This is a genomic window from Achromobacter deleyi (assembly GCF_013116765.2).
GTDB classification, from domain to species: domain Bacteria; phylum Pseudomonadota; class Gammaproteobacteria; order Burkholderiales; family Burkholderiaceae_B; genus Achromobacter; species Achromobacter deleyi_A.
The window spans coordinates 5,367,571-5,393,865 of the sequence record NZ_CP074375.1 but is presented as its reverse complement, the minus strand read 5'-3'; the positions used below and the strand labels follow the sequence as shown (position 1 = coordinate 5,393,865).

Annotated in this window: 26 protein-coding genes; 6 read left to right on the top strand and 20 right to left on the bottom strand. The window is 63.9% G+C overall.

Annotated elements, in window-relative coordinates:
- Positions 1 to 45: 45 nt before the first annotated feature.
- Positions 46 to 1,020 (bottom strand): D-2-hydroxyacid dehydrogenase, encoded by a 975-nt coding sequence (locus HLG70_RS24505; RefSeq protein ID WP_171662995.1) that lies wholly within the window; start codon positions 1,018 to 1,020, stop codon positions 46 to 48.
- Between the two features lie 9 nt (positions 1,021 to 1,029).
- Positions 1,030 to 1,818 (bottom strand): class II aldolase/adducin family protein, encoded by a 789-nt coding sequence (locus HLG70_RS24500; protein ID WP_171662996.1) that lies wholly within the window; start codon positions 1,816 to 1,818, stop codon positions 1,030 to 1,032.
- Between the two features lie 167 nt (positions 1,819 to 1,985).
- On the opposite strand from HLG70_RS24500, the gene HLG70_RS24495 reads away from it, so the two are divergent.
- Positions 1,986 to 2,975 (top strand): LysR family transcriptional regulator, encoded by a 990-nt coding sequence (locus tag HLG70_RS24495; protein WP_171662997.1) that lies wholly within the window; start codon positions 1,986 to 1,988, stop codon positions 2,973 to 2,975.
- Positions 2,976 to 3,034: 59 nt separating this feature from the next.
- Here HLG70_RS24495 and HLG70_RS24490 read toward each other — a convergent pair whose 3' ends face one another.
- The 3 genes from HLG70_RS24490 to HLG70_RS24480 form a co-directional block, all read right to left on the bottom strand.
- On the bottom strand, positions 3,035 to 4,012 hold the full coding sequence (locus HLG70_RS24490; protein WP_234103196.1) for a Bug family tripartite tricarboxylate transporter substrate binding protein: 978 nt from the start codon (positions 4,010 to 4,012) through the stop codon (positions 3,035 to 3,037).
- Between the two features lie 134 nt (positions 4,013 to 4,146).
- Positions 4,147 to 5,862, bottom strand: a complete 1,716-nt coding sequence (locus HLG70_RS24485) for an N-acyl-D-amino-acid deacylase family protein (RefSeq protein ID WP_171662998.1) — start codon at positions 5,860 to 5,862, stop codon at positions 4,147 to 4,149.
- Between the two features lie 45 nt (positions 5,863 to 5,907).
- Positions 5,908 to 6,918, bottom strand: coding sequence for a Bug family tripartite tricarboxylate transporter substrate binding protein (locus tag HLG70_RS24480; protein ID WP_171662999.1), 1,011 nt, complete (start codon positions 6,916 to 6,918; stop codon positions 5,908 to 5,910).
- 171 nt (positions 6,919 to 7,089) lie between these two features.
- Between HLG70_RS24480 and HLG70_RS24475 the strand changes: the two genes are divergently transcribed.
- Positions 7,090 to 8,007 (top strand): LysR family transcriptional regulator, encoded by a 918-nt coding sequence (locus tag HLG70_RS24475; protein WP_171663000.1) that lies wholly within the window; start codon positions 7,090 to 7,092, stop codon positions 8,005 to 8,007.
- Between the two features lie 39 nt (positions 8,008 to 8,046).
- Here the strand turns inward: HLG70_RS24475 and HLG70_RS24470 are convergent, their stop codons facing one another.
- A complete protein-coding gene (locus HLG70_RS24470; RefSeq protein WP_171663001.1) occupies positions 8,047 to 9,171 on the bottom strand; it encodes an FUSC family protein in 1,125 nt (374 codons plus the stop codon).
- 300 nt (positions 9,172 to 9,471) lie between these two features.
- Between HLG70_RS24470 and HLG70_RS24465 the strand changes: the two genes are divergently transcribed.
- From HLG70_RS24465 to HLG70_RS24455, 3 genes are all read left to right on the top strand, one after another.
- Positions 9,472 to 10,488, top strand: coding sequence for an amino acid ABC transporter substrate-binding protein (locus HLG70_RS24465; protein ID WP_171663002.1), 1,017 nt, complete (start codon positions 9,472 to 9,474; stop codon positions 10,486 to 10,488).
- Between the two features lie 83 nt (positions 10,489 to 10,571).
- Positions 10,572 to 12,713, top strand: a complete 2,142-nt coding sequence (locus HLG70_RS24460; protein WP_171663061.1) for an ATP-dependent helicase — start codon at positions 10,572 to 10,574, stop codon at positions 12,711 to 12,713.
- A gap of 129 nt (positions 12,714 to 12,842) precedes the next feature.
- Positions 12,843 to 13,835, top strand: a complete 993-nt coding sequence (locus HLG70_RS24455; protein ID WP_234103194.1) for a Bug family tripartite tricarboxylate transporter substrate binding protein — start codon at positions 12,843 to 12,845, stop codon at positions 13,833 to 13,835.
- 46 nt (positions 13,836 to 13,881) lie between these two features.
- Here HLG70_RS24455 and HLG70_RS24450 read toward each other — a convergent pair whose 3' ends face one another.
- The 12 genes from HLG70_RS24450 to HLG70_RS24395 form a co-directional block, all read right to left on the bottom strand.
- On the bottom strand, positions 13,882 to 14,859 hold the full coding sequence (locus HLG70_RS24450; protein WP_171663003.1) for a 2-hydroxyacid dehydrogenase: 978 nt from the start codon (positions 14,857 to 14,859) through the stop codon (positions 13,882 to 13,884).
- A gap of 17 nt (positions 14,860 to 14,876) precedes the next feature.
- Positions 14,877 to 15,086 (bottom strand): hypothetical protein, encoded by a 210-nt coding sequence (locus HLG70_RS24445; RefSeq protein ID WP_171663004.1) that lies wholly within the window; start codon positions 15,084 to 15,086, stop codon positions 14,877 to 14,879.
- Positions 15,087 to 15,111: 25 nt separating this feature from the next.
- Positions 15,112 to 15,438 carry a 2Fe-2S iron-sulfur cluster-binding protein gene (locus HLG70_RS24440; protein WP_171663005.1) on the bottom strand — a complete coding sequence of 109 codons (327 nt, stop codon included), beginning with the start codon at positions 15,436 to 15,438 and terminating at the stop codon, positions 15,112 to 15,114.
- 30 nt (positions 15,439 to 15,468) lie between these two features.
- The gene (locus tag HLG70_RS24435) at positions 15,469 to 16,650 is read right to left on the bottom strand and encodes an FAD-dependent oxidoreductase (protein ID WP_234103192.1); all 1,182 of its coding nucleotides are present in this window, start codon (positions 16,648 to 16,650) and stop codon (positions 15,469 to 15,471) included.
- 5 nt (positions 16,651 to 16,655) lie between these two features.
- A complete protein-coding gene (locus HLG70_RS24430; RefSeq protein ID WP_234103190.1) occupies positions 16,656 to 17,648 on the bottom strand; it encodes a Bug family tripartite tricarboxylate transporter substrate binding protein in 993 nt (330 codons plus the stop codon).
- Between the two features lie 357 nt (positions 17,649 to 18,005).
- The gene (locus HLG70_RS24425) at positions 18,006 to 18,575 is read right to left on the bottom strand and encodes a 3-phenylpropionate/cinnamic acid dioxygenase subunit beta (protein ID WP_171663006.1); all 570 of its coding nucleotides are present in this window, start codon (positions 18,573 to 18,575) and stop codon (positions 18,006 to 18,008) included.
- Positions 18,572 to 19,933, bottom strand: a complete 1,362-nt coding sequence (locus HLG70_RS24420; protein ID WP_171663007.1) for an aromatic ring-hydroxylating oxygenase subunit alpha — start codon at positions 19,931 to 19,933, stop codon at positions 18,572 to 18,574. The genes HLG70_RS24425 and HLG70_RS24420 overlap by 4 nt, the downstream gene beginning before the upstream one ends.
- A gap of 36 nt (positions 19,934 to 19,969) precedes the next feature.
- Positions 19,970 to 20,707, bottom strand: coding sequence for a FadR/GntR family transcriptional regulator (locus HLG70_RS24415; protein ID WP_234103189.1), 738 nt, complete (start codon positions 20,705 to 20,707; stop codon positions 19,970 to 19,972).
- Positions 20,708 to 20,931: 224 nt separating this feature from the next.
- Positions 20,932 to 21,351: a type II toxin-antitoxin system VapC family toxin gene (locus HLG70_RS24410; protein ID WP_171663009.1), complete on the bottom strand. Its 420-nt coding sequence runs from the start codon at positions 21,349 to 21,351 to the stop codon at positions 20,932 to 20,934.
- Entirely contained in the window at positions 21,348 to 21,596 is a 249-nt protein-coding gene (locus HLG70_RS24405) for a FitA-like ribbon-helix-helix domain-containing protein (RefSeq protein ID WP_171663010.1), read from the bottom strand. Before HLG70_RS24405 ends, HLG70_RS24410 begins: the two co-directional genes overlap by 4 nt.
- A gap of 421 nt (positions 21,597 to 22,017) precedes the next feature.
- Positions 22,018 to 22,959 carry a COG2958 family protein gene (locus HLG70_RS24400; protein ID WP_171663011.1) on the bottom strand — a complete coding sequence of 314 codons (942 nt, stop codon included), beginning with the start codon at positions 22,957 to 22,959 and terminating at the stop codon, positions 22,018 to 22,020.
- A gap of 78 nt (positions 22,960 to 23,037) precedes the next feature.
- Positions 23,038 to 24,033, bottom strand: a complete 996-nt coding sequence (locus HLG70_RS24395) for an MrcB family domain-containing protein (RefSeq protein WP_234103187.1) — start codon at positions 24,031 to 24,033, stop codon at positions 23,038 to 23,040.
- A gap of 179 nt (positions 24,034 to 24,212) precedes the next feature.
- Here HLG70_RS24395 and HLG70_RS24390 point away from each other — a divergent pair, with 179 nt between their 5' ends.
- Positions 24,213 to 24,494 carry a peptidylprolyl isomerase gene (locus tag HLG70_RS24390; protein ID WP_171663012.1) on the top strand — a complete coding sequence of 94 codons (282 nt, stop codon included), beginning with the start codon at positions 24,213 to 24,215 and terminating at the stop codon, positions 24,492 to 24,494.
- Positions 24,495 to 24,574: 80 nt separating this feature from the next.
- Here HLG70_RS24390 and HLG70_RS24385 read toward each other — a convergent pair whose 3' ends face one another.
- Together HLG70_RS24385 and HLG70_RS24380 are read right to left on the bottom strand one after the other, a co-directional pair.
- The gene (locus HLG70_RS24385) at positions 24,575 to 25,315 is read right to left on the bottom strand and encodes an ATP-binding cassette domain-containing protein (protein WP_171663013.1); all 741 of its coding nucleotides are present in this window, start codon (positions 25,313 to 25,315) and stop codon (positions 24,575 to 24,577) included.
- Between the two features lie 12 nt (positions 25,316 to 25,327).
- A complete protein-coding gene (locus tag HLG70_RS24380; protein ID WP_171663014.1) occupies positions 25,328 to 26,290 on the bottom strand; it encodes a sugar ABC transporter substrate-binding protein in 963 nt (320 codons plus the stop codon).
- Positions 26,291 to 26,295: the final 5 nt, after the last annotated feature.

Here is a 26,295-nt window from a genome sequence, read left to right as displayed (position 1 = left end):
GAATCGCTGACCGTGGGCCTGGCCGCCCGGATGCCGGGCGGCCTGTCACTGCCGCCAGTCGCGCAGGTAATCCAGGAATATTCGATCCACCCGGGCCTCGTTTCCGTCCGAATGGCCGGCCGAATGCGGCGTGACGATGACGTTCTCCAGATTCCACAACGGCGACTGGCCGGCCAGCGGTTCATGTTCGAAAACATCCAGGTAGGCGCCGGCCAGCGCCTTGCTGCGCAGGGCGTCGATCAGGGCCTGCTCGACCACGACCTCGCCGCGCGCCACATTGACCAGCCGTGCGTGCGGCGCCATGCGCGCCAGCACGTCCGCGTCCACCAGCCCACGCGTGCGGTCGCTGAGCGGGCACGCCAGCACCAGCCAGTCGGCCCGGCCGGCAATCTCCGCCAGGTCTTCAAACGCAAAGGTTTCCACGCCGTCCGTGCCAGGCGCGGCCGTGCTGCGCACCGCGATGACGGTCAGGCCCAGCATCTGGAGGTAGCCCGCCAGTTGACGGCCTATCGGCCCCCACCCCACCACCACCGCGGTCTGGCCGGGCAGGTCGCGCGGCAGCAGGCTACCCAGTAGCGGAGTCCAGGCCTGCTTGCGCTGGGCGTCGAACATCCGCGGGAACTCGCGCGCCAGCGCCAGTATGCCGGCCAGCGCGGTTTGCGCCACCACTTGCCCGTTGGCGCCCGACGAGGTCGTCACCCGTATGCCCCGTTTCTTGAGTTCGCCGAAGATGGGCCGGTCCGCGCCCGCCGAATGCGCATGCACCCAGGCGAGCCTGGGTGACTTGCGCAGCGAGACGTAAAAGGACTCCAGCGGCTCAAGCACCCGATGCTTGGTCGAAAGCCCGGTCACGTCGCGCGAGATGAACGCCAGGTCGATATCCGCAGGCTCATTGCCATGCGATTGCGCCGCGATGACGGGCTCGAACGCGCGTTGGCCCAGCGTCTGGGCCACCGCTCCGCCGATCCGATCCAGGGTCTGCTCCGACAGCAGGATACGCAGGGGTTGTTGTGTGTTCATGATGGCAGCCTATGTCCGAAACGAGGAATCCATGCGGTCCAGCTTGCGCAGCAGCGCCGGCCACTCCATGACGCCATACGGGCGCCGCGTGCCGGGCTGGTAGTTGTTCCAGGTTTCCTGGAGCACCGGATCGGCGACCCGGGCAAATGGCGTATTGGCCGCCATGGCCGCAAGCTGCGAGCGGCAGGCCAGCTCCAGCCTGTGCATCCAGTTGAAGGCCTCGCCGACACTATTGCCTACCGTCAGCGCGCCGTGGTTGCGCAGGATCAAGGCTTCGCCGCCGCCCAGGTCGGCCACCAGCGATTCCTGTTCCGCCAGGTCCAGCACCACGCCTTGATAGTCGTGGTAGCCGATCTTCAGGAAACGCATGGCGGTCTGGGTGATGGGCAACAGGCCGCATTCGAGCGACGACACCGCCATCGACGCCCAGCTGTGCGTGTGGATGACGCACGCCACCTCCGGGCGCGCGGCGTGCACCGCGCTGTGAATGACGTAGCCCGCCTTGTTGACGCCATAGCCCAGGTCACCGAAATCGGGCTTGGACAGGACCGCGCCGGCATGGTCCACCTTGATCAGGCTGGACGCGGTGATCTCCTCGTACATCATGCCGTAGGCATTGATCAGGAACGCGCCGTCTTCGTCCGGCACGCGCGCCGAAATGTGATTGGCCATCATGTCCGACATGCCGTACAGATTCACCAGCCGATAGCAGGCGGCCAGATCCACGCGCGCCTGCCACTCCTGGGCGGAACATCGGTCCCGCATCGACTGGATTTGTAATACGCCTGCACCACTCATGGCTTGAACTCCCTCTTGCCCCAGACCTTCGGCGTGCGCCACGCCGGACTGAGAGAAATTCTAGATCGAGGTTTTCTTCACTACAAATTGTTGATATTTCTTTATTATTCGTTTTTTCCAATATATCCAGAGGATGCCAGCGGCGTCCCTGGTTCCGGGGCGCGTCTATGAAGCGAAATATCTCGCTGCGGCATTTCCGCAGCTTCGTGGCGGTGGCCAATACGGGTTCGTTCACGGTCGCCGCGTCGCAGCTGTTCCTGACTCAGTCGTCGCTGACCGCCACGATCCAGCAGTTCGAGGAAGCGGTGGGCGTCAAGCTGTTTGACCGCAGCACGCGCCGCGTGGTGATGACTCCGGAGGCGGCCCGCTTCAAAGCCGAGGCCGAGCGCATCCTCAGCCAGTTCGATGGCGCGGTCAGCGACCTGGAGGCGCTGTCCCAAGGACGGCAGGGGCACGTCAGGATCGCGGTCGTGGCGTCGGTCACCAACTACTTCCTGGGCGACGCCATCGCCGCATTCCGGCAGGCCTATCCCAAGATCACGTTCTCCTTGCATGACGCCGGCTCCGAGCAGGTCGAGAAAATGATCGCCAACGGCGATATCGATTTTGCGATCTCCACGTCTCACCACGGGTTCGACGAGCTGGTCTACACCCCGCTATTCGAAGACCGCTACGGAGTGATCTGCGCCGCGTCGTATCCCTACGCGCAAGGATCGCGGCCTTTGAAATGGGCCGATCTGGACCCGGCCGAGTACGTCGGGTTCACCGAAGACACCGGCATCGGTGCATTCTTGCGCGCGCACGCGGGCAAGCCTGGCTTCTTCGAACAGCAGCACGACGAAGTCTCCCGGACCTCGTCGCTCCATGCCGTGCTGCGCGGCGGCGGGCGCTATTCCATCCTGCCGGCCCTGGCGGCCAGCTCCATCGTGCCGGCGCAGAACAGCCGCGACGCCGAACCCGCCGCCTTTGTGTTCCGCGAACTGAGCTCGCCCAGGCTGTCGCGCGAAGTCTGTCTGATCACCCGGCGCCTGCGGTCCCTGTCCGCCAGCTCGGAGCTGTTCCTGCAATACATGCGGGAGATCATCAGTGAAAAACCCGTGCCTGCCGGCGTACGGGTGCTGGGCCGCAGGGACAAGAAGGCGCGCCAGGGCGTCTAAGAAAAACGCCACGGGCTTGATTGCCCGCGGCGCTTCCTTCGCCGTACCGGCGCGTTTGCCTATTGCGTCGCGATCTTCGCGTCACGCACCAGCTTTCCCCATTTGGCGCGTTCGGTCTCGATATGCGCGGTGAAATCCTGCGCCGTGCCGCCGGTGGCCTGCGCGCCCAGCTCGGTGAGCTTCTTGCGTACACCTTCGTCCGCAAGAATGGCGTTCAGCTCCCGATTGAGCCTGTCGACCACCGGCTGGGGAGTTCCGGCCGGCGCCACCACGCCCGTCCACGACAGGGATTCATAGCCTTTGAGCCCGGCCTCGCCCAACGGCGGCACCCCTGGCAGCACGGACAGCGGCGTGGTGCTGGTCACGGCCAGCGCCTTCACCTTGCCGGATTGCGCAAGCGGCACCGCCGACGGCGCGTTGTCGAAGATCATATTGATCTGCCCGCCAACCAGGTCCACCAGCGCCTGTCCGCTGCCCTTGTACGGCACGTGCATCAGGTCGACGCCCGCCATGTTCTTGAACAGCTCGCCGGAAAGATGGGTGGAGCTTCCCGAACCCGAAGAAGCAAAGGAATATTTGCCGGGATTCGCCCGGGCCAGCTTGATCAGATCGGCCACATTGGAAACGGGCAGATCCTTGTTGACGATGAGGACGTTGCTGATGGACGCGGTGTAAATGACCGGCAGCAGATCTCGGTCGGCCCTGTAGCCCGGATTGCTATAGAGAAACTCGTTGATGGACAGAATGCCGGTGGTGCCGAACAGCAGCGTCTGACCATCGGGCGCGGCCTTGGCCACCACGGCGGCACCGATATTGCCTCCGGCGCCCGAGCGGTTCTCCACGACGACGGGCTGCTTGAGCGCAACCGCCAGGCGCTCGGCCAGCAGGCGCCCGATCACGTCCGTTGACCCGCCCGGCGCAAACGGCACGACCAGCGTGACCGGGCCCTTCGGGTAGGCCGGATCGTTGGCGCTGGCCGTCGTGGCAAAGCCGCACAGGACGGCCGCGGCGACGCCCAGCATTTTCCAGGTTTTCATTTTTTTCCCCTTGATGTGAGTTGCTGACAAACGCAACCCTGCCGATCATAGGGAGTCGCTTCCTCCACAACAAATGAGAAATTCCGGCCAATTATTCGTTTTCACAAATATATGAGCACGCCCTGCCCCAAGGCTCAGACTCCGTGCACCTTTGCGCCGCGCAGCAGTTTCCCGGGCAAATCGCCGGTCGCCTGTCCCTGTTCGAAGATCGGCACCCCGTTGACCAGCGTGGCGGTATAGCCGTCGGCGCGCTGCACCAGCCTGCGCCCCCCGCCCGGCAGATCGAACACCATTTCGGGGCAGTGCACTTTCAGCGCGTCCGGGTCGATGATGTTCACGTCGGCCTTGTAGCCGGGCTGCAGCAGGCCACGATCACGCAGGCCATACACCATAGCCGTGTCGCGGGTCTGGCGCCGGACGATATGCTCCAGCGGCAGCAAGGGACCGCGGCGGCGGTCGCGGGTCCAGTGGCTGAGCATGAAGGTGGGCATGCTCACGTCGCAGATGTAGCCGCAGTGAGCGCCGCCGTCTGACAGGCTGTTGACGGTGTTGGCGTGCTGCATCAGCTGATGCAGGTGGTCCAGGTTTTTGTAGGAATAATTGAACGAGGGATAGTAGAGAATGGCCTGCCCATCGTTTTCCAGCATCAGGTCGTACACCAGCTCCAACGGCGGCCGGCCCGTGCTCGCGGCCATGGCCGCCACACTCTCCGCGGGTAGCGGTTCGTAATCGGGTTCCTTGCCCAAACGGTAGATCTTGTGAAAGCTGCTGAACAGCGTTTCGGCGCGGCGGTCCAGCAGCCCGCGCTGCTCGTTCATGATCTGCTGGCGCATCCCCGGGTCGCGCAGCCGCGCAAGCTTCTCGGCGAAGGGCAGCGCCTGCAGGGCCTGATAACTGGGATGCGCGATAAAGGGATGCAGCGTGCTCTGCCAGGAGAACAGGATTCCCAACGGACGCCCGCTGATGCCGGCCAGCAGTGGCACGCCCTCGTCGCGCGCCTGGTCCAGCGTAAGGAGGATCTGCTTCCACACGTCCGGCGCGGCATCCGTCTGCTGCAGATTGAACAGCACCGGCAGGCGATTATGGCGGGCAAGCTGTTCCAGCCAGGGGATCTCTCCCTCCATGGCGGGATGGTTGGCCGTCATCTGGAATACGCCATGGCCGACCTCTCCCATGACCGAGCCGAGCGCGCTGATCTCTTCGCCGGTGGCGAAGGTACCCGGTGGATACTTGCGTTCGTCGTACTTGTGCAGGAAGGTGCGCGACGTGGAAAAACCGACTGCGCCAGCCTGCAGGGCCTCGCGCACCACTTCGCGCATGGCCAGCAGATCGGCGGGCGAGGCTTCATCGTGGTGGATGGCGCGATCGCCCATGACATAGGCGCGCACCGCGCTGTGCGGAATCTGCGCTCCGATGTCCAGCGCCTTGGGCCGACGGTCCAGCGCATCCAGGTACTCGGGGAAGGTCTCCCAGTCCCACTGTATGCCTTCGGACAGCACGGAACCGGGAATGTCCTCCACGCCCTCCATGACCTTGATCAGCCATTCGCGCCGCTCGGGCTTCACCGGCGCAAAGCCGACACCGCAGTTGCCCATGATAGCCGTCGTGACCCCGTGCCAGGTGGAGGGGCTGAGATAGGGATCCCAGGTCGCCTGGCCATCGTAGTGGGTATGGATATCCACCCATCCCGGCGTGACCAGTGCGCCCCCGGCATCGATCTCGCGCCGTCCCGGGCCGGCCTTGCCGCCCGCCTGAACCACCCGGCCGCCGTCGATGGCCAGGTCTCCCGCATAGGCGGCGCAACCCGAGCCGTCCACGATCGTACCGCCGCGTATCACCACATCATGCATCGTCTTCTCCTGGCGCCCTTGCAGGCCCATCTGTTGCCCACCCGATTACTCAAGCACAAGCCCGATCCGGCGTATGACGTCGCCCCAGCGCGCGCTGTCGCGCTGGACGATGGCCGAAAACTCCTTTGGTCCCGCGCCGCTGACCTCGTTGCCCTGGGACACGATGGTCTGCGTGAGCTCGGGCGATTCCAGTGCCGCCCGGAATACATCCGCCACGCGGTTCGCCAGTTCAGGCGGCATGTCGCCCGGGCCGAAGATGCCCTGCCAGCCCACGATGTTCAGCCCCTGCACGCCCTGCTCTTCCAGCGTGGGCAACTCCGGCATGACGCTCAGGCGGCGCTCCGTGGCGGGGCCCAGCAATTTGACCTTGCCCGCGCGAGCGTTCTCCACCGCCGTCGCCGTGCCGTCGAAATACACCTGCACGTCCCCCGCCAGCAGGGCGCGGCTGGCGTCGGCCGTGCCCTTGTAAGGCACATGGACGATGTCCGTGCCTGTCTTCATCTTCAGGATTTCGCCATTCAGATGCGAGGTCGAGCCCAGGCTGTACGAGGCATAGTTGAGCTTGCCCGGGTGGGCCTTGGCATACGCGATCAGTTCAGCCGTGGTGGAGAATGGCGCATTCTTGGCGGCGACCAGCACGGTCGCCGAGCGCACCGCCTGCAGAATCGGCGTGAAGTCCTTCACCGGGTCATACGGGAGCTTCTTGTAAAGATGCGGATTCTGCGTGTGGGTAACGACGATGGTGTATAGCAAGGTGTAGCCGTCGGGTTTGGCTCGGGCCACGTCCTGCGCGCCGATCATGGTGCCGGCCCCGGGCTTGTTGTCGATGATGACCGACGCGCCCGTCTGCTGCGTCACCTTCGCCGCCAGCATGCGCGCCAGGGAGTCCGATCCCGAGCCCGCCGGGAAAGGCACCACCATGCGTATCGGCTTGCCGGATGCGGGCCAGGCGTCGGGCTGCGCGGCGGGGGCCGCGACAGCCCCGAAACAGGCCAGGACACTCAGGGCCGCGGCGCCGCCCCAGCCCGAAAGATGTAATAACGACTTGCGGTTCATGGTGTCTCCTCAGGCGAGGTAGGCGGTGTCGCGAGGTCGCGCAGCGCTCTGGATCGTTGGTTGCCGGCGGACGTTCGAGCGGTGCATTCGCACGTCGCGGACAACCCGTTTTAGTCTTGCCAACAAGGCGAATCAATTGCATATTTGGCGTATTGCCGATGAGAAAATCTCATGAGCCTGACGATACGTTCGCTCCAGCACTTTTCCGTCCTTGCCGAAGAGCGGCACTTCTCGCGGGCAGCCCAACGATTGCACCTGACGCAGTCCGCCCTGACCCGCAGCATTCAGGCGCTGGAAGAAACGCTGGGACTGGTGCTGGTGGATCGCGCCTCCATCGGCGTGACGCCCACGCAGGCGGGGCAGATGGTGCTGGACCGTTCGCGGCGGATCCTGGGCGATGTCCTGGCCCTGCGCCGCGAGGCCGAACTGATCCGGGGACACGACACCGGCCGCGTCTGCTTCGGCGTGGGCGCCTTTCCAGCCGCCGGGTTTCTATCGCCGCTCCTGGTGCGGCTGGCGCGGGAACATCCCGGCTTGAGCGTGCATGTCGAAATAGAAAGCTGGCAAAGACTGTTGGACAAGCTGTTGCAGGACAAGCTGGACTTTGCCGTGGCCGTCACCCACAGCCTGCCGCCGCCCGCTGACTTCACCGTCCGCGCGCTGCCGCCGCAGCATGGCGGATTGTTCGTGCGCGCCGGGCATCCCTTGCAGCGGGAACGCAAGCCCAAGCTGCGCGCGGCGCTGGCGCAATACCGCCTGGCCGCCACCGATCTCCCGCAACGTGCGCGCGAGTACCTGGCAAAGCTGTATCGGGTGGGCGGTCCGGACGAGCTGCCCATTGCCTTTGAATGCGACAGCGTCAGCGCGCTGCGCGACGTCGCGGTCGGCAGCGACGTCGTGCTGTTCTGCACGCGCGAGGCTATCGCCGCCGAATTGGCGCAGGGTGTCCTCGTACCCTTGCCTCTGCCCTATCCTGCGTCCGGACCGCTGACCTACAGCGTGATTCACCGGGCACGGCGCAGCTTGTCGCCGACGGCCGAGAGAATCATCACGTTGGTGCAGAGCTTCCTGGCGCAAGAACAGAAGTGAACTGTCCGACGCCATCGGCAGCGGCAGGAAGCCCCCCGTTCAATCCACCCGCTTGGGCAGCACCGCGCGCATCCACCGGGACAGATGCGGCCGAATGCGCTGGTTGTGCAGCAGCACCGATCCCAGCACGCCGATAAAGGCGCCGGTCACCGTGTCCAGGAACCGCGCCTCGATGACGGCGGCGGGATAGCCCTGCCCCAGGTGCGGGGCCTCGGCCAGGAAGATCGTCAACGGAGTGATCAGCACCACGGCGCTGGCGTAGTGGCGCACGACCAGCGTTTCAATCCCGAACGACAACGCCATCATGACCAGGCTCAGTGTCCACACATTCAGCGGCAGGCTGAGCAGCGCCCATGCCACGCACAAGCCCACGGTGGTTCCCAGGATGCGATGCATCTGCCGGCTCCAGGCGGCCCGCATGCTCGCCCCCTGGATGATCGCCAGGCAACTGACCGGTACCCAATAGGGCCGCTGCAGCTGCAGCAATTCGGCCACCAGCAGGGAAACGCCCACGAACAAGCCGATGATCACGGAGTCATAGACCACGAAATCGAACGTGGGCCTGGGCAGTTCGGCCGCCGGAGGAGGCGGCGCCACGCGCGTCATGTGCAAGGAATACGCAAAGGCGACCAGGCATGCGACCAGACAGCCCAACGCCACCATGCCCACCCGCAAGGGCACGTCCTCCAGCCGTCCGGGCGTGTACGCCGCAATGGCCGTTGCCATGATGAAGAACAGGCTGCCCGGCGGGCCCAGCCGATAGCATCGGCAAACCATGCTGACCACGATGGCGATCAAGGTCAGCGCCGCGATCATCGCGGTGGGCCAGAACTGGGTCAACGCCCCCACCGCATAGCAGGCCACCATGCCAAAAGAAGCGGCCAGCAACATCATCATCCGGTGCTGCAGCGAAGAGTTGGGCAGGCTCAGGAAAACCATGCCGCCCAGGCTGGACATCAGCCCATAGTCCATGCGCCCGAAATAGGCGCCCACCATCAGGGGAAGGCCGGACGAAAGGGCCGCGGCCAGGGGCATTTCCCAAGGCCGGTCGCTGGCGTTGACCCGGGTCAGTTCGCTCCAGGTTCCCCGCAGCTGGTCCCTTATAAAGGCCAATGCGCGCCACGCCTTATGGCCGGGCCCCGCGGGTTCGTCACTTCTTTTCATAGGCTGGCCTGGGCGGCAATGCAGTCTTGCCTGGGATCGCGGTCCGGCGCGTGCTTGCCGCAAGGCCCGCCGGGGCGACTTCGTCTGAGATTGAAGAAGCACCCAGTATGGGCGCTCGGCCCAAGGACGGCAAACCGCCTGCGCCCGCCAACGGCCTGCCGCGCTGGCCTCCCAACAAATTCCGTCCGCCGGATTTAACGGGAATTCCCTGATTCTCCCCCTCTGGCCCGCTGGCTACCATTCGCCGCAACTCAGCCTTGGGCTGATCGATAACAATGCGCCGGATCGCGCGGAGACACCATGAAAGCACTGAAATTGGCCGCGGCAGGCACCGCTTTGTTCATCTCGTCCTGGACCGCCAACGCCGGCGTGACTTTCGACGCGGTCAAGAACAAGGGCTTTGTCCAATGCGGCGTATCCACGGGCGTCGCCGGCTTTTCGGTGAACGACAGCAAGGGCGGCTGGATCGGCCTGGACGTGGACCTGTGCCGCGCAATGGCCATCGCCATGTTTGGCGACGCCTCCAAGGCCAAGATCATGGCGGTCAGCGCGGTCCAGCGCTTCACTGCGCTGCAGTCCGGCGAAGTCGACGTGCTGCCGCGCAACACCACCCTGTCGCTGACCCGCGACACCACCTTGGGCCTGATCGGCGTCGGCGTGAACTACTACGACAGCCAGGGCATCATGGTCAACAAGTCCCTGGGCGTGAAAAGCGCCAAGGAACTGGATGGCGCGACGGTGTGCGTGCAACCCGGCACCACCACCGAGCTGAACCTGGCGGATTGGTTCAGGTCGCAGAACATCGTGTTCAAGCCGGTCGTCGTCGAGCGCCTGGATGAAATCATCCGCGCGTTCGCGGTGGGCCGTTGCGACGCATTCACCGGCGACAAGTCGCAGCTGGCTGCCGCGCGCAGCAATCTGGACGATCCGGAAAAGTACGACATCCTGCCGGAGAACTTCTCCAAGGAACCGCTGGGCCCCATGGTGCGCCAGGGCGACGAGCAGTGGTTCAACCTGGTCCGCTGGACGATGTCCGTCATGCTCGAAGCCGAAGAATACGGGGTCACGTCCAAGAACGTGGATGAGATGCTCAAGAGCTCCAATCCCAACGTGCAGCGCCTGCTGGGCGTGACGCCCGGAATGGGAAAGAACCTGGGGCTGGATGACAAGTGGGCCTACAACGTCATCAAGAATATCGGCAATTATGGCGAGAGCTTCGAGAAGAACCTGGGCCCGAGCAGCCCGCTGAAGCTGACGCGGGGCCTGAACGCCTCTTACCGCGACGGCGGCCTGATGTACGGGTGGCCGGTGAGGTAAGACCCGGCGGGCGGCTCAATCCCCTACACTGGGGTTGCCGCTGGACCCAGCGGCTCTCTCCGCCCGCCCGTTTTACCCCCTCGATGACCACCACTTCACCTTCCGCTCAGTTCTTCCCCGCAGGATTCGCCCCAACCGAAGAACAAAGAAAAATCCAGACATCGCGGAGCCGGACGAGCCTGGTCATCGCCAATGCCGGGGCCGCAAAGACGACGACCTTGGCCCTGCGTGTCGGAGAGGCGCTTACCCGGGGTCTGCCGCCCGAAGACATCCTCGCGCTGACCTTCACCGATGAAGCCCGGCAAGTCCTGCAGGCGCGTCTGGTGGACGTGGGTATCGCCTACAACACGGCCAGGCGGGTCAACGTGCAGACCGTGGAAGATTTCGCGCAACGCGTCCTGTCGAAGATCGAGGATGGCAAGCCGGAAATCCTGCATTCCACGCGCGAGCAACAGGCTTATGCCCTGTCCGCGCTGGAAAACGTGGCGCTCAGCCATCCGCAGTACGCGGGCCTGCTCGACATACGCACACACAACACCGCGGTCAGCCAGTTTCTGGATAACTTGCTGAAGCTGAAAGCGACGATGACGCTTTCCGCCGAAGGCGGCAGCGACCCGGAGTATGCGGCGGAAAGCGCGGGCATTCCGCTGACGGACTACCTTTGGGCCCTCGAATATGAAAAGCAGCGCGTGGACCTGTTCGGCTATGTCGACGCCCGCGGCTTTTTCGACGCGACCTATGACCTGGCCTGCATGCTGCGGTCCGGGCCTGACACACATCACCAGCTGCCTTTCTACAAGCTGGTGGTCTGCGATGAATTGCATGACCTCAACGAAGCATCGTTCGGCATCATCGAAGCCCTGTTAAGCGCAGGCATCACCTACTTCGTCGGCGTGGGGGATAAAGACCAGGTCATCTATTCGCACCTGGGCGCGGATGAATCATTCCTGGAACATCGCATTTCCTCCAGCTTTCCGGATTGCGCCAGGTTTCCGCTGACGATGACATACCGCCATGGCCCCCACCTGGCGTACGCCATGGAAGCCTTCAAGCGCAAACCCGTCGATTCCAATCTTCCCGTACGCACGGAGATCCGCGAACCGACGTACACGAACACTCCGGGCGCCTGCGGATCCGAAGTCGTCAAAGCCGTTCTTCAATGGAAGCAGGACGGCAAATCGCTGGATGGCTGCTGCGTCCTGCTGCGCGACGCCCACCAATCCATAGAGATGGAAAATGCGCTCATGAACGCGGGCGTGCAATACCGCACGCTGACGATGAACAGCTATCTGCTGCGCGAAGAGATTCTGTTTCTGCGCGGCATGATCGCCATCGCCCTGGACGATTTCCACCACGTCGCGGCCCCCGGCACGCGCGAAGCGATCGTGGAGGCGCTGGCCACGTTTGCGGAGGTACCCCTGACGCCGCAGGAGCTGGGCGAGGCCAAGACCACGCTATCGAAAGAGCCGTCGGCGTTGAAGCACTTTTTCGATGGGCAGATTCAGCGTGTGGGCAGTGTCGCGGCGCGTACCCGTATCGCGGAGGCGGTGTCGTACCTGCGCGGCCTGTCCGTCGACACGCCCGCCCATGGCGCCCTGGAGCAGGTCCGCGACATCATGGATATGGATAAATTGGCCAGGCGCCTGTATGTCCATCCCTACGAAGCGTCGGTCGTCAGCAAGTCCGTCAGCGGGTTCATCACGACCGCCCTGAATTCCGGCAAGACCCTGCGCCAGTTTTCCGAATGGATCGGCACCGCGGAAGCGTTTGCCGGCGCGCGCCCCGGCAAGAACGCGGTGTTGATGGACTGCATCGTCAACGTCAAAGGCAAGGAATTCGAACACGTCATCCTGCCGTTCATGGACGCCGGCGAATTTCCCAATCCGCTGCGTGAACTTGAAGAAGAAAAGAACCTGTTCTATGTGGCCGCGACCCGGACGAAATCACGGCTGACCCTGATTGCCTCCGAGCAACCCGCGTTGCGCAGCGAGTTCCTGGCCCAGCTGCAGCTGGGCAGCATCCAGAAGCGGGCGGACACCGCCCTGCGCCGCAATCTGGCGGTGCCTGCCAAGCCCCTGGGCCATCGGGATCTCAAGGTCGCGTACGCCAACAGGGATGTGGTGAAGGCGATGGGGGCTCAATGGGACAAGACACGGAAGGTCTGGTACGTGCCCGCCAACCTGGATCCGGAGCCGTTCAGGAACTGGTTCGCCGACCTTCCCTAGGGTTAGCCGCAATTTGCGTGTCTGCGTCTGCCTCGTACCGTACGAGAAATATGTTTATCGTACAAAGTCCGAAGCACATCGATTGGAGCAGCACGTGAAGCAGTAGGTCTAACCCAAGGGGAAGTCGTCATGAAACGTCGCAGTGCGTTGAAGCTGATGGGCGCCGCAGCCGGCCTGAGTCTTACAGGCCGGGGCTGGGCGCAGAACGGGCCCTACCCGTCCCGAGTCATCAAGATCATCGTCTCATCCACACCCGGAAGCGCCACCGATCTTGCGGGGAGGCTGGTCGGTGACCTGCTCTACGCCAGGTACGGCCAGAGCGTGGTGATCGAAAACCGCGCCGGCGCCGGCGGCGTCATCGGCATGCAGGCCGCCGCCGCCTCCAAGCCAGACGGCTACACCCTGACCACCGGCGGCCTGGGCCACAACGTCCTGCCGCCCGCGACCCTGCGCGGACTGCCCATCGACATCCCCACCGCGTTGCTGCCCATCGCCCAGGTGGCGGAATTCGTCAATGCGCTGGTCGTGCGCGTGGACCATCCCGCCAACACGGTGCCCGAACTGATCGAGCACCTGCGCGCCAGCAAGCGCAAACCGTTGTACGGCAGCAATGGCATCGGCAGTTCGTCGCAGATGACGGCCGAGCTCTTTGCCATGCGCACCGGACTGAAGTTCGACCACGTGCCCTACAAGGGCGCGGCCGACGCCCTGGTCGGCACGGCCAACGGCGACCTGGACGTCTGTTTCATGAACCTGCCGCCCACGCTGCCCATGGTGGAAGGCAAGCGCCTGAAGGCGCTGGCGGTCACCAGCGCCTATCGGGCCCGGCAGCTGCCCAACGTGCCGACGATGCAGGAACAGGGCATGGCGGACTTCGACGTGACCAGCTGGCTGGGCATGTACGCGCCCGCCCAGGTCGATCGCGCCATCATCGCGCAGTTGTCGGACACCATCGTCACCGGGCTTGCGACACCCGAGTATCAGGCCCGGATCATCGGCGCCGGGTTCGAACCCAAGCTACGCAACGCAGCCGAATTCCAGGCCTTCTCGGCTGCGGAGTTCAAGCGCTGGAGCGAGGTGGCCAGGCAGGCCGGAATCGTCGTGGACTACGGCGGCAAGTAAACAGCCAGGGCCGCCCGCAATGGGCGGCCCTGACCGTAACTGCGCCTCAGGCGCGTGCCTGCCAGACTTCCGGATTGACCATGGCCCGCGGCGTCTGGTTGCCCAGCGCGTCCATCAGGTTGGCTACGGCCAAGTCGATCATGGCGCGCCGCGTCTCGTGCGTGGCGCTGCCCACGTGGGCCTGCAGCACCACATTGGGCAGTTCGCACAGCGGGCTGGTGGGCGGCAGCGGTTCCTGCTCCATCACGTCCAGCCCGGCGCCCGCGATGGTGCCGGCGCGCAGCGCCTCGACCAGCGCGGCTTCATCAATGACCGGCCCGCGCGCGGTGTTGATCAGGTAGGCGCTTGGCTTCATCAGGCCCAGTTCGCGTTTGCCGACGGAGTGGCGCGTTTCGGCGGACAGCGGAATATGCACGCTGAGCACATCCGACACCCTGAACAACTCATCCCGCTCGACATAGGTGGCCAGGCCTTCGGCCTGCGGATCCTGGCGACGGTTGTGATAGACCACCTTCATGTCGAAGGCCTGCGCCGCGCGCGCCACCACCCGGCCGATACGGCCCATGCCGAGCAGGCCCAGCGTCTTGCCACGGATGTCGTGCGTCAGAGGGAACGCGCCCTTGGTCCAGGCCCCGCTGCGCACGAAGGCATCGCCCGCCACCAGATTGCGGGCCAGGCACAGCATCAGGCCGATGGTCACGTCCGCCACCGCGCCGTCCAGCACGCCGGGCGTATTGCAGATCAGCACCTTGCGCCGCGTGGCGGCCGCCAGATCGACGTTATCGAACCCCACCGCGAAGTTTGAACTGACCTGCAGCGCCGGCAAGGCATCCAGCAAGGCCTGATCGACCTTGGTGCGCATGGTGCAGACCATGCCGGCGATCTGCGAACGCAGCTCCGCCGGCAGGGTTTCGGCCGGATTCTGCCCGGTTGGCACATCGACTATCTCGCAACGCGCGGCGAGGCGTTCGCGCAAATCCGCCGGCAGCGGCGCGGATACGATGACTTTGGGCTTTTGATTCATTTACGGCTCCAGAAGGGTCAGGGTTCGATTGCTTCGACGTCGGTGGCAAACACCTGCTGCTCACCGGCGTCGACCAGCGCGGGTTCGGCCGGATGGTCCAGATATCGGACGATCAGCCAGAACCCGTCCTGCGGGTTCTCTACGATCTCGGCGAGTGCGCCGCCGGCCATGCGCACGCGCACGCCGGCCTGCAGATCGACGAGGTTGATGGATTTGTTGTCGGCCATGGCTGTGGGCTCCTTTGCGCCGCGGCTAGAGCTCAAGCTGCGAAGACGGCACGCGCACGCGGATGCCGTCCAGGTCCGGGGTCATGATCACCTGACAGGACAGGCGGCTGGTGGCGCAGCGCTCGGGCACCACTTCGAGCAGCGCTTCCTCCGCCATGCCCGGCGGCTCCAGCCGGGCATGCCAGGATGCGTCCACCTGCACATGACAGGTGCCACAGATGGCGCCGCCGCCGCACTCGGCGACGATGCCGTCCAGGCCGTCGCGCCGGGCCGCCTCCATCAGTGACCAGTCGTCGGGAACGTCCAGCACCTGCTCGGCGCCGTCGGGCAACTCAAATATGGCAAAGGGCATGATGCCTCCCCTGGGTTTTGTTCACGCGGTTCATGAGGCCGATTCCGGCGTGCCGATGCGCGGCACGCCCTTGATGAATTCCACCGGGCTGTCGACTGCTTCGATCGCGGCCAGCCGGCCCTGCTGATAGCGCTCCACCATCCACCCCTTGGCGGTGGGCAGCAACACGTCGCGGCAAGGTTCGGCGGGATTGACCAGGCCCGCCATCTGCAGGCGCCGCCCTTGCTGCTCCGACCAGAACGTGGGCGGACGCGGCGCCGGCGGGCTCTTGCCCGCAATGGCGGCCGCCGCCATGCGCGCCTGCGACAGCGCGTTCTGCACGCTTTCGATGCGGGCATGGCGCTGCAGTTCGCCCCGGAAAGCGCTGGCGCAGTCGCCGATGGCATAGACATCCGGCGCCGAGGTCCGGCAGCACTCGTCCACCACCACGCCGTCCAGGCAGATCAGGCCCGCGGCCTCGGCCAGCGCGGTCTCGGCGATGGCGCCGATGGAGACCAGCACCCGATCCGCGTCCACCGCACTGCCGTCGGCCAGATGGGCGCGCCAGCCGGTCGTCGTGCGCTCCCATCGCGCCACCGCTGCGCCGTGGCGGATCTCGATGCCGGCCTCGCGGTGCAGGTCGCCGATGCGCGTGGCGGTGGGTTCGGACACCTTGCCCGCCATCACGTTGCCGCCCTGCTCCAGCACCAGCACCTCGGCGCCCAGCTTGCGCGCCGAACAGGCGGCCTCCAGCCCCAGGTATCCCGCGCCGACCACCAGCAGCCGGATGCCCGGGCCCAGCGCCTCGCGCAGCCGGTGCGCGTCGTCCAGCCCGCGCACCGAGTAGACCTGCTCGCCCGCCACGTCGGCGATGCCGCGGGCGCTGGCCCCGGTCGCCAGCACGCAATGCTCATAGTTCACCACCCGGCCGGAGCGGGTGCGCAAGCGATGCGCGGCGGTGTCGATGCCGACCACCGGGTCGCCCGCCACCACCACCACGCGCGATTTCTCGTAGGCGCTGTCGGCACGCAAGGCGATGCGCTCGGCGCTGGTCCCCCCGGTCAGCAGCGCCTTGGACAGCGGCGGCCGCTCGTAGGGCGCATGCGCCTCCGCGCCGAACAGCGCCACATCGCCCTCGACGCCGGCCGCGCGCAGCGCCCAGGCGCACTCCACCCCCGCATGGCCCGCGCCGATGATGGCCGTGTGCACCCGCTGCAAACGGGAAGATTCCATGGCGGTCAGGCTCCGAATTTCAGTGAAATGTTGGCGCGGCTGGCAACCTGCTTCCAGCGCGCCAGCTCAGCCCGGTTCAATTCCGCGAAGGCGGCGGCGTCGGACGGCCGGGGCTCGAAGCCCGCCGCGCTGAGCGTCTCCGCCGACTGCGGCTGCGCCATGCCCTCCTGCAGGGCCGCGCTGAGCTTGCGCACCAGGTCCGGCGGCAGTCCGGCCGGACCATACAAGCCCAGCCAGCTCGTCACGTCGAAATCCGCCACACCCTGCTCGGCCATGGTCGGCACGTCCGGCAGTTGCTTGCTGCGATAGCTGCTGGTCACGGCAATCGCCCGGATCGAGCCCTTGCGCACCAGCCCCATCACCGGCGGCAGGTTGCTGAAGCTGAAATCCAGATTGCCGTTGACCACATCCACCAGCATCTCGCCGCTGCCCTTGTAGGGCACGTGGAGCAGATTGGTGCCGGTACGCTGCGCGAAGAACGCGGTGGTCAGATGCACCGACGTACCTATGCCGTTGGACCCATAGTTCAACCCGTCCTTGCTGCGGGCCTGCGCCGCGGCGATCAGGTCGTTGACGCTGCGTATCGGCGAATCCGCCCGCACGATCAGCACATTGATGAACTCGGCCATCTGCCCGATCGGCGTGAAGGCGCGCGACATGTCCAGCGGCAGCCCCGTGACCGTAGCCATGGGCAGCACCATGCCGCCCAGCCCATTGAGCAGCAGCGTATAGCCGTCCGCCGGCGCCGTCGCCACCTGCTGGCTGCCGATCATGCCGTTGGCGCCGGGGCGGTTCTCCACCACCACCGGCTGGCCGAACTTGCGGGTAAGGATCTCCCCCGCCAGGCGCCCCGCCACGTCGGTCACGCCGCCCGGCGGATAGGGCACGATCAGGCGCAGCGGCTTGGAGGGAAAGGCCCCGTCGGCGGCCCGCGACATCCCGGCCGTCGCCATCGCGACACCCCCGGCGATGGCTTTCAATACAGTACGTCTATGCATGCTGCGACTCCAGGTATGGACGAGCCTCGCCCTGCCGGCGGACTAGGGCCTGTTCACACTAAAAGGAGCCTCGCACAGGCCCGTAATCGGGCGCCGGGCTAGGCGCGGCCGCCGCCGCGTGGCTGCGCCACGCAAGGTGGCGGCAACGACGCCCGGCGCCCGATTACGGGCCTGCCCGAAGGGTGAGTACCCAAATAAGCGCCTATCGGCGTTGCGAATGCTCGCCGTGGTCCCGCCACGGCTGCGCTTCGCGCCTTGATAGTCACTTATTTGGGTACTCATGCGAGGCTCCTTTTAGTGTGAACAGGCCCTAGCCCCAAGTGGAAAGAAAACCATCGAACCGCGAAAGATCGGGCGCTAGAAGAAGATCGTGAGCGCCTTGGAAAGCAGGACGTTCTGGTCCAGGTGTATCTCCCGCGACAGAATCGTCCAGCGTCCGTCGCGTCTGCGCAGCACATCCTCGCGCTTGCCGACGAACAGATTGACCTCGGCCTGCAGCCGGTTCTGATAGATCAGAAAGCGCGAGCGCACCCGCACCCGCTCGCCGCCGCCCTCGTCCGGCGCCACATCCAGCACCCGAATGTTGGTCACCAGATGCGACACCCGCGAGGCCGGTTCCTCGGCCCAGTGAATGCCGGTCTTGATCTGCGCCACCCGCTGGCGCAGCGTATCGATGCCCTCGTCGAACCACGCGGCATCCTGCTTGCCGGAGTATTCCTGCGCCATGGCGTCGCGCCGCACATTGCGCGTCAGCGGCATGCGATAAGCGATGTCCTCGTCCAGCAGGCCCAGCCAGGTCTCGAAGTCGCGGTGGTCCAGCAGATCGGCCTCGTAGTGCAGAAAACGCTGCACCTGCCACCAGACCTGCATGTCATCCACGCTGGCATCCTGCGCTACGGCCGGCGCATTTTCGATGGTCGCGTTCATGCGGCTTTCTCCTCGGCACGCACGGAGCCCGCCATCAGCTGGTCCCACGACAAGCCGTTCATGAATTGCGCCCAGCGCCGGTAATAGATGCGCGCGTTCTCTTCCGTGTATTCGCCGTTGACGGAACAGCCCGGGATTTCGGGCACGGGCTGCGCGTGGCCCACGCCCATCTGGTAGTTGAAATAGAGCTCGCGCGAGATGGCGCCCATGCTGGCCTCGGTGGCGCCCGTCCAGTTCTCCATGTCGTCCGACTCGGTCATGCCGCCCGGCCCCGAATAGCGCAGGAAATAGTGGCGCGCCGCTTCCTTGACGGCCTCGGGCGCGTCCTTGTCCACCAGATACATGCGCCACATCTCCATCTCGGTCGCGCTGATGGGATGGAACACCGCCAGCGTGCGCGGCTGACGCCCGTGAAACGACATATTCGGAAAAATCGTGCCCACGCTGAGCTGCACCCGCATGGCCGAACCCAGCGTGCGCTCGCGCTGCTCGTGGATCTGGCGGAAGTAGGCCTCCACCTCCGGATAGCGCGCGTACTGCGGCGCATAAGGCCCTTCTTCATAGAACGGCAGCCGGCCCAGCAGCCCGTGCCCCAGCTCCGGAAAACAGATCGCCGACCGCGTCGCGGAAGGATCGCGCCTGCCCTTGCCGCCGCCCGGCCCGATGCCCACGATATCCACCGAACGGTGGCTGATGTCGTGGTACAGGTCCCCGATGAAATTCTCGGGCGCGAACTTCCAGTTGCACTTCACCCGCCATTTCTGCACCCCGCCGATCACCTCGGAACCGCCCGGGCTGCCATCGCGATGATCCAGCGCCGCATCCAGGTACAGGCGCATATTGCCCAGGTAATCCAGAAACGGCGGCGCGTCGGGGTCCCAGGTCGCCCAGATGGCGCCCTTGTAGTTCACCACCTGCGCCACCGTCTTCAGGCCCCATTGCTTCTTGTCCAGCTCGCCCTTGTAGTGCGTCGCATGGCCGGGCACGCCGACCAGCTCGCCGGGCTTCTCCACCAACTTGCCGTCGGTGGAAAAACTCCAGCCATGGTACGGACAGGTGAAGGTCCGGTTGTTGCCGTGGTCATAGCGGCACAGCTTCATGCCGCGATGCGCACAGCTGTTGAGCATGACCTGGATCTGCCCCTGCCGGTCGCGCGTCAGGATGACGGACTCCGTACCCATCCTCGACACGAAGTAGTCGTCCGGCTTGGGTACCAGGCTCTCATGCCCCACGAACAGCCAGGCCCGCGAGAACACCTGCCGCAGCTCCTGCTGAAAGATCTCGTCGTCCACGAAGATAGACCGGCTGACCAGCCCCTCGTCGGCGCGCACCAACTCATCGATCGTCTTATGACCCATCACCACTTCCCCTTGGAGGATGCCCTGATTGGGCGCCTACGGTCTTTCCGCCGTGGCCGCCGCTGTACGCAGACGTGCTTCCGTGTTGTCGACGTGCGTGCGCGCATGCTGCCGCGCAAGCTCCACGTCGCCTTTCTCGATGGCGGCAAACAAAGCCTCGTGCTCCTTCTGCGCCTGGGCGCCGCGGCCCGCGATCTTGGCCGACCGCGAACGCGAAACGCGCAGGTTCTTCTTGAGCAGCACCGCCAGGAAATCGAAGAAATTCAGATAGTGTTCATTGCGGGTGGCGCGCGCCACGCAGCGATGGAATTCCATGTCGGCATCCACGCCCACCGCCACATCGCCGGAAGCGATCGCGTCGGCCATCTTGCGCAGGGCCAGCCGCATGGCGGCCAGGTCTTCCTCGCTGCGGCGCTCGGCCGCCAGCGGCGCGGCCTCGATCTCAAAGCCGCGGCGCAGTTCCACGATACGCAGCACCTGGTCGGCATCGCCGATATCGGCCGCCTGCATGCGCAACACCGACGGCCGCGCCGTCTGCATGACGGTCAGCCCACGGCCCTGCTTGCTTTGTACGATGCCATCGCCCTTCAGGCGGGATACCGCTTCGCGCAGCACCGTGCGCGAAACGCCAAGCCGGGTCGCGATGGTCTGCTCTGGAGGGAGGACCTCGCCGACTTGATAGTCGCCGCTGGTGATCTCATCCAGCAGCATCTCGGTGACCCGGTCCGTCAGATTGGGTTCTGACTGGAACGGAGCGACAGAGTCTTTTTTCAACAGTACTCGGGAAGCTGAAGTAGGCATAAGGAGGATCGTCCGAAAACGTGCATCTCATTGCCAGCCCGCGTTGCCTCGGCTGTGTACGTACCCCGGGAGGGGTAGGTTGAAAATACGATAATCGTATAAGGAGGGGTGGGGGTATTAGGGGAAGTGCGGATGTGGGGGCCCTGGCCCTCAGCGGCGTATTCGTCCAGCACGTAGCAAGGCCGCGGGATCGCCTGTCAGCAGTTCCAGGGATCAATCACGTTGATTCCGCAGTCTGAGAAATCTCTGACGTTACGGGTTGCCAAGCTCGCGCCCCGTGATCGAGCAATGCCCGCGATCATTGCATCGAACTGGCTAACCGGCCTGCCGAGCGCGCGGCGCTCAGCAGCGATTTCCGCATACGCGTCTGCGGCCTCGCCATCAAAGTTAAGGACCTGCCCCGCCAGGTCTGCCGCAAAGATCGCCAGCACGGCTTCGAGCAGCGCGACTCTGCGCTGACCTTCAGGGAGCAACCTCACGCCGTAAAGCAATTCGCCCCGGGTGACGGTCGTCGTAAACAGCGCAGTTCGCGGCTGGGCTTCGAGCCAAGCCACGACCCGTGCATCAGGCACCGGGCGCAGGATTTCCGAGATGACGTTGGTATCCAGGATGATCAAGCGTCGAGCTCCGGCGGCGTGCGTATTGGTTCACGTGCAGGCAGATCCAACTCAAGCCCCCCCAGCGGGACGATGCGCGCGCGGATCGCACCGATCAGCGAAGGGCCGCGGGGCAGCTCAGAGGAAAGGGCGGCGCGCAGAATGTCGCGGGCCTCGTCCTCCATCGAACGTCCGTGCTGGGCTGCCTGTATGCGTAGGCGTGCCTTGAGTTGGTCGTCGATGTTTCGGATGGTCATGGTCGCCATAATAACGCTCCATTAGTCAATGACTGCATTTTAGTCATTGATGGATTAATCGCAAAGATTGGTGCACCTAATCGGTCCCGCGGAACGGGGTACGACATAACTTTCGGTCTCGCAGAGTATCCACCTGCGCTATCGACGCCCTTCAACCTTCCCTGGTGGACGGATCGGCGCCTGGGTCACCTCGGCTCTGCTCAGCCCCGGCTAAGTGCCTAACGCGACGGGGCGTTAGGGCGAGGTTCTCCACCTGCCCGCGTAGCTTGCTCCGGTAGCGGGCTCCAGCCTAACGCGGCTTGCTCTCGGCCAGGCGTGCACATTCATCTTCTGGGATTGTGCCCGCCCGAAGTGCTTATAAGAGAAGCAATCACGAGGAGCGGACGATTTGCGCACCCGGTCCACCCGCGCTTTGATGTTCCAGCCACTTCTATTCCAATGCCGTGGGAATATCCCAATCAGTTGGCCGTGCCTCTCCAGTCTGATAGAACTGCTTAATGAGCTTCACGTACTCCAGGAAATCCCTGTTCTCTGTGGCCAGCCTATTGACCATATCCCAGTCGATCTCATCGCGTTCGCGGGCAGGCACCAACACCTGGCTGTCAGCAGGATTCTCGACATCCAGTTTGATGAGTCCGATTCCATGGGCAGCAAAGAGCATCCGTAGCTCTTTAAGCGTGTCATGGCCTTCGATCTCCGCAGCCACGAGATAGCCAAAATTCGCCCAAGACGAATTCGAAACAGCCTGAAAGAAGCACTCGCGCGCATTCGACCGGTTGATCAGTAGCTTCACTTCAAACGACCACAGCTTGGTTCGCTTGTCAGAATACTGATTCACGCAGTCTCGCACCTCACGATGCCATTCAGCACCTAAATCCTCCATCCCCACCAGGTCTGGATAGAGCCATCGATTCCCATTGGGCCCACGCTTGTTGGACGAACGTTTTTCATCTATGCGATTGGAGTAGACGCCAAACTCCTCCCATAGGTACAGAGAGAGGAGTGGATACAACGCGTGCTCATGGAGTTTGGAGTCCAATGGATTCGGTGCAGGAATCGGGAGGTCGCTCTCAGCTGCGGCGACTTCATCGCTATCCGACTTCTCCGAGTAGTAGTACTTGCGTGGCCGTCCCTCGGTGATCTTCAGCTCAGGGCACTTCGTCTGAAGCCTCGGCCGCTGCGCACTAATCTCCGCAACTAGTTGCTGGATCAGTTCAGCATCCGTATTCAGAGACTGGCTATTTATCTTCTTCGCTTGGCACTCGTCGGAAAAAGTGGCGAATATCCACTCCGCGATCTGACGTGCCGTGAACTTTTGATCTGCACGGTCTTGCAGGAAGTTCACGACAGCCTTGCCCAGATTCAATGCCATACCACCCTCTCCGACAGCCGCCTCAAATTTCAATGCAGATTCATGCATCGACGCGGCCTAATGTTTACTCGATCCCGATCATACAGTTGCGAAGTGCTTATTCTTGAACTCCCCCACATCCGAAATGCAATCGGACTTATGAATCATCCGATGACAGTTGGCACAAAGCACTGCGAAATCAGTCTCCGGATCCATCGGCACCTTCTGCCCCTTCAGCGTAGCAAGCGGACGCAAATGATGCGCCTCAATGTAGCCCTTACCAATCTCGCCATAAATCTTCTCAAAGTCGATACTACAGACTTCGCAGACACAGCCCTTCTTTACCTTGACGAGCTTTGATAACTTGACGCTTCGCTCCAAGCGCTTATGCATCCGAAACCGTGTCAGGTCTTCATAGAGCAATTCTTTCGGCTCATCCAATTCCGATTCTGGACCAAAGCCGCCTGCGGTCTCCGCTTCGTACAGCTGGCCATACAACTGGAGCATTGCCTTCAAATCATCCACCAGGACTTCTTCCGAAGGTAGTGCATCAGCCCGGTAGTACTTAGCGCAAATGTTTGCAGCTTCGTAGAAGGCCGTGTTGTTAGAAGGTGCGCTGGGCGCAAGGTCGATCTTCCATAAAGGAAACCGTTCCCAAGCGGAGCCAAGCAATGCTCTGAAGTTTGCGGCCTTCGCCTTCAGCGCGGTCTTAGCATCCGATTTGTAATGTGCCTTCGCTTCGGTCATGCCCTGGTTCAAACTCAGGTACACACCTTGCATGTCTTCGCGAAATAGATAGACGGGGTAGTAGCCGGACTGTGCCCCTTGTGTAATCGGGCCATAGAAAATGCCAACCCATGGGCCGCGCACCCAACCGCCCTGGCCCGAACTGCCTTTGCAGGTGAGTTGCTGATCGGCACCGATGATGTCCTCCACCGTGACGCGAAAATCATCACGGATGAACTGAGCAAGGGGATGTTTCGGGAAGAGCTCGTCGCACGCCGCTTCGTACCCCGTCAGAACCTTAGTCAGACAATCCTGAATACCCATAGCGCTTTCGGCCTCTTTTTGCGGACGACCTCTTGCGTCATCCATCAATAAATGATCTGGGCCTAGTTATAACATTTTGAAATAATCATTAAGAATCATGGTGCGGGTGCAAGGCGCTTTGCGCGACCGGCTGCGCTTCCGAGTTACCCTAGCGGTTCCAGCGCCTCACCGCTTAATGCGTTACTCTCCCCCTCCCCAAATCAAGCCTCCCAAGGAGCCTCCTCATGGCACAAGCCTCCGCCCGTCATATCCTCGTCTCCACCGAAGCCCGCGCCAACGAACTCAAGACCGCCATTGAAAATGGCGCTGACTTCGCTCAGCTCGCCAAGGAAAACTCCAGCTGCCCGTCGAGCCGTGACGGTGGCAACCTGGGTTCCTTTGGCCCGGGCCAGATGGTCAAGGAATTCGATACCGTCGTGTTCAGCGCCCCGGTTGGCGTGGTCCAGGGCCCGGTGAAGACCCAGTTCGGTTATCACCTGGTTGAAGTGACCAGCCGCAAGGACTAAGTCCCGCTGCCGCACGCAAGAAGGCCGCCGCCAGGGGGAACCCGGCGGCGGCCTTTTTTATGCGTCGGATCAGTAGCCGGTCATTCCTTGCCGGTCATCACCATGTGCGCCAGCGCATCGGCGTCCAGCCCGGCCACATCGCGTTCGATGACCTTCGTCCCGCTCTTCAGGATTGCGACCCGGTCGGCCAGCGCGACTACGTCGGCCATGTTGTGGCTGATCAGGATTACGGTGCGCCCTTCTTCGCGCAGCTTGCGCACCAGGTTCAGCACCAGCGCCGTTTCCTTGACGCCCAGCGCGGCGGTGGGTTCGTCCATGATGACGACGCGCGCGTCCCAGCGCAGGGCGCGGGCGATGGCGACGGCCTGGCGCTGGCCGCCGGACATGCGTTCCACCGGGCGGTCCATGTCTTCGATGGGCACGGACAGTCGTTGCAGATACCCGCGCGCATCGACCGCCATGCGGCGCTTGTCCAGGACGCTGAACAAGCCCACGCGGCGCACCAGTTCGGCGCCCATGAAGACGTTCTCCCAGATCGACAGGCGGGGTGCCAGCGCCAGGTCCTGGTAAATCGTGGCGATGCCCTGCACCAGCGCATCGTGGGGCGATCCGAACACCACCTTCTGGCCGTTCAGGCTCAGTTCTCCGCCGCTGGGTTCCTGCGCGCCGGAGATGATGCGGATCAGTGTGGATTTGCCTGCGCCGTTGTCGCCGCAGATGGCCATGACCTTGCCCTCGGGCACGTCCAGGTCCACGCCCTTCAAGGCCTCGACAGCCCCATAGGACTTGCGGATCTGGCGTAGCGACAGCGCGGCGGTCATGGCGGTCAACTCTTATTTGGCGGCGGGTTGCAGGAATTTCTGGACGTTGGTCTCGTCGACCAGCACCGAGTCCATGAACCGGTACGGGCCGGCGGCGACTTTTTCCTTGGGTTCCTTCTTGACGACGATGCGGTCGATGGAGTCGATGGCGCTCGTGCCCAGCTGTTCGAACGGGATCATCATGGTGGCGGTGATCAGGCTGTTGGGGTCGGCGATGCGGCGGTAGGTTTCAGGGCCGCCGTCCACGGACACCAGGGTGATGTCGCCCTTCTTCATGCCTTGGGATTGCAGCAGGTCGTCGATGACGTAGGCTTGGCCGTCGAACGATGCCCATACGCCCTTGAACTGGCCCTGGTGACGCAGGAACAGAGCTTGCATGCCATTGCGGACATCGTCGCGCCAGCTTTGGGTGCGGGCCATGCTGAACTTGGCCAGGTCCTTGACGGCGGTGTTCTCCGTCAATACGGCATCGAGCATCTTGCCGCGGATGCGGGTGCCGGAGTTGCCGTCAAAGCGGGCGGACAGGATGTTGCCCTGGTAGCCCATCTTGCCCAACAGGTACAGCACGGACTGGGCGCCGGTGGCGTATTCGTTGACTTCGACGTCGAACAGCATGTGCGGACTGGCGCCGGACATGACGCCGACGACGGGGATGCCTTTTTCCTTGGCGGATTGCAGCTGGGCGTCGGTCTCTACCGGCTTGCCCATGGCGATGACGATAGCGTCGACCTTTTTGTTGACCAGGGTGTCGAGCTGTTCGGCCAGCTTGGGCAAGGAGCCTTCGGCGTTCAGTTGGGTGACGGTCCAGCCCTTGGCGCGGGCCGCTTCGGCCGCGGCGTTGGCGACGCGCGCGTGCGTTTCGGACGACATCTGGAAGGCGACGATGCCGACGTCAAAGGCGTGGGCGGCGCTGGCGGCCAGGGCCTGGACGGCGAAGGCGCTGGCCAGCAGCGTGCGCTTCAGGAGTTTGTTCATGGTGG

Coding starts and splice junctions, on each gene's coding strand:
- HLG70_RS24505 (WP_171662995.1), bottom strand. CDS start 1,020: ATGAACACACAACAACCCCTGCGTATCCTGCTGTCGGAGCAGACCCTG.
- HLG70_RS24500 (WP_171662996.1), bottom strand. CDS start 1,818: ATGAGTGGTGCAGGCGTATTACAAATCCAGTCGATGCGGGACCGATGT.
- HLG70_RS24495 (WP_171662997.1), top strand. CDS start 1,986: ATGAAGCGAAATATCTCGCTGCGGCATTTCCGCAGCTTCGTGGCGGTG.
- HLG70_RS24490 (WP_234103196.1), bottom strand. CDS start 4,012: ATGAAAACCTGGAAAATGCTGGGCGTCGCCGCGGCCGTCCTGTGCGGC.
- HLG70_RS24485 (WP_171662998.1), bottom strand. CDS start 5,862: ATGCATGATGTGGTGATACGCGGCGGTACGATCGTGGACGGCTCGGGT.
- HLG70_RS24480 (WP_171662999.1), bottom strand. CDS start 6,918: ATGAACCGCAAGTCGTTATTACATCTTTCGGGCTGGGGCGGCGCCGCG.
- HLG70_RS24475 (WP_171663000.1), top strand. CDS start 7,090: ATGAGCCTGACGATACGTTCGCTCCAGCACTTTTCCGTCCTTGCCGAA.
- HLG70_RS24470 (WP_171663001.1), bottom strand. CDS start 9,171: ATGAAAAGAAGTGACGAACCCGCGGGGCCCGGCCATAAGGCGTGGCGC.
- HLG70_RS24465 (WP_171663002.1), top strand. CDS start 9,472: ATGAAAGCACTGAAATTGGCCGCGGCAGGCACCGCTTTGTTCATCTCG.
- HLG70_RS24460 (WP_171663061.1), top strand. CDS start 10,572: ATGACCACCACTTCACCTTCCGCTCAGTTCTTCCCCGCAGGATTCGCC.
- HLG70_RS24455 (WP_234103194.1), top strand. CDS start 12,843: ATGAAACGTCGCAGTGCGTTGAAGCTGATGGGCGCCGCAGCCGGCCTG.
- HLG70_RS24450 (WP_171663003.1), bottom strand. CDS start 14,859: ATGAATCAAAAGCCCAAAGTCATCGTATCCGCGCCGCTGCCGGCGGAT.
- HLG70_RS24445 (WP_171663004.1), bottom strand. CDS start 15,086: ATGGCCGACAACAAATCCATCAACCTCGTCGATCTGCAGGCCGGCGTG.
- HLG70_RS24440 (WP_171663005.1), bottom strand. CDS start 15,438: ATGCCCTTTGCCATATTTGAGTTGCCCGACGGCGCCGAGCAGGTGCTG.
- HLG70_RS24435 (WP_234103192.1), bottom strand. CDS start 16,650: ATGGAATCTTCCCGTTTGCAGCGGGTGCACACGGCCATCATCGGCGCG.
- HLG70_RS24430 (WP_234103190.1), bottom strand. CDS start 17,648: ATGCATAGACGTACTGTATTGAAAGCCATCGCCGGGGGTGTCGCGATG.
- HLG70_RS24425 (WP_171663006.1), bottom strand. CDS start 18,575: ATGAACGCGACCATCGAAAATGCGCCGGCCGTAGCGCAGGATGCCAGC.
- HLG70_RS24420 (WP_171663007.1), bottom strand. CDS start 19,933: ATGGGTCATAAGACGATCGATGAGTTGGTGCGCGCCGACGAGGGGCTG.
- HLG70_RS24405 (WP_171663010.1), bottom strand. CDS start 21,596: ATGGCGACCATGACCATCCGAAACATCGACGACCAACTCAAGGCACGC.
- HLG70_RS24400 (WP_171663011.1), bottom strand. CDS start 22,959: ATGGCATTGAATCTGGGCAAGGCTGTCGTGAACTTCCTGCAAGACCGT.
- HLG70_RS24395 (WP_234103187.1), bottom strand. CDS start 24,033: ATGGATGACGCAAGAGGTCGTCCGCAAAAAGAGGCCGAAAGCGCTATG.
- HLG70_RS24390 (WP_171663012.1), top strand. CDS start 24,213: ATGGCACAAGCCTCCGCCCGTCATATCCTCGTCTCCACCGAAGCCCGC.
- HLG70_RS24385 (WP_171663013.1), bottom strand. CDS start 25,315: ATGACCGCCGCGCTGTCGCTACGCCAGATCCGCAAGTCCTATGGGGCT.
- HLG70_RS24380 (WP_171663014.1), bottom strand. CDS start 26,290: ATGAACAAACTCCTGAAGCGCACGCTGCTGGCCAGCGCCTTCGCCGTC.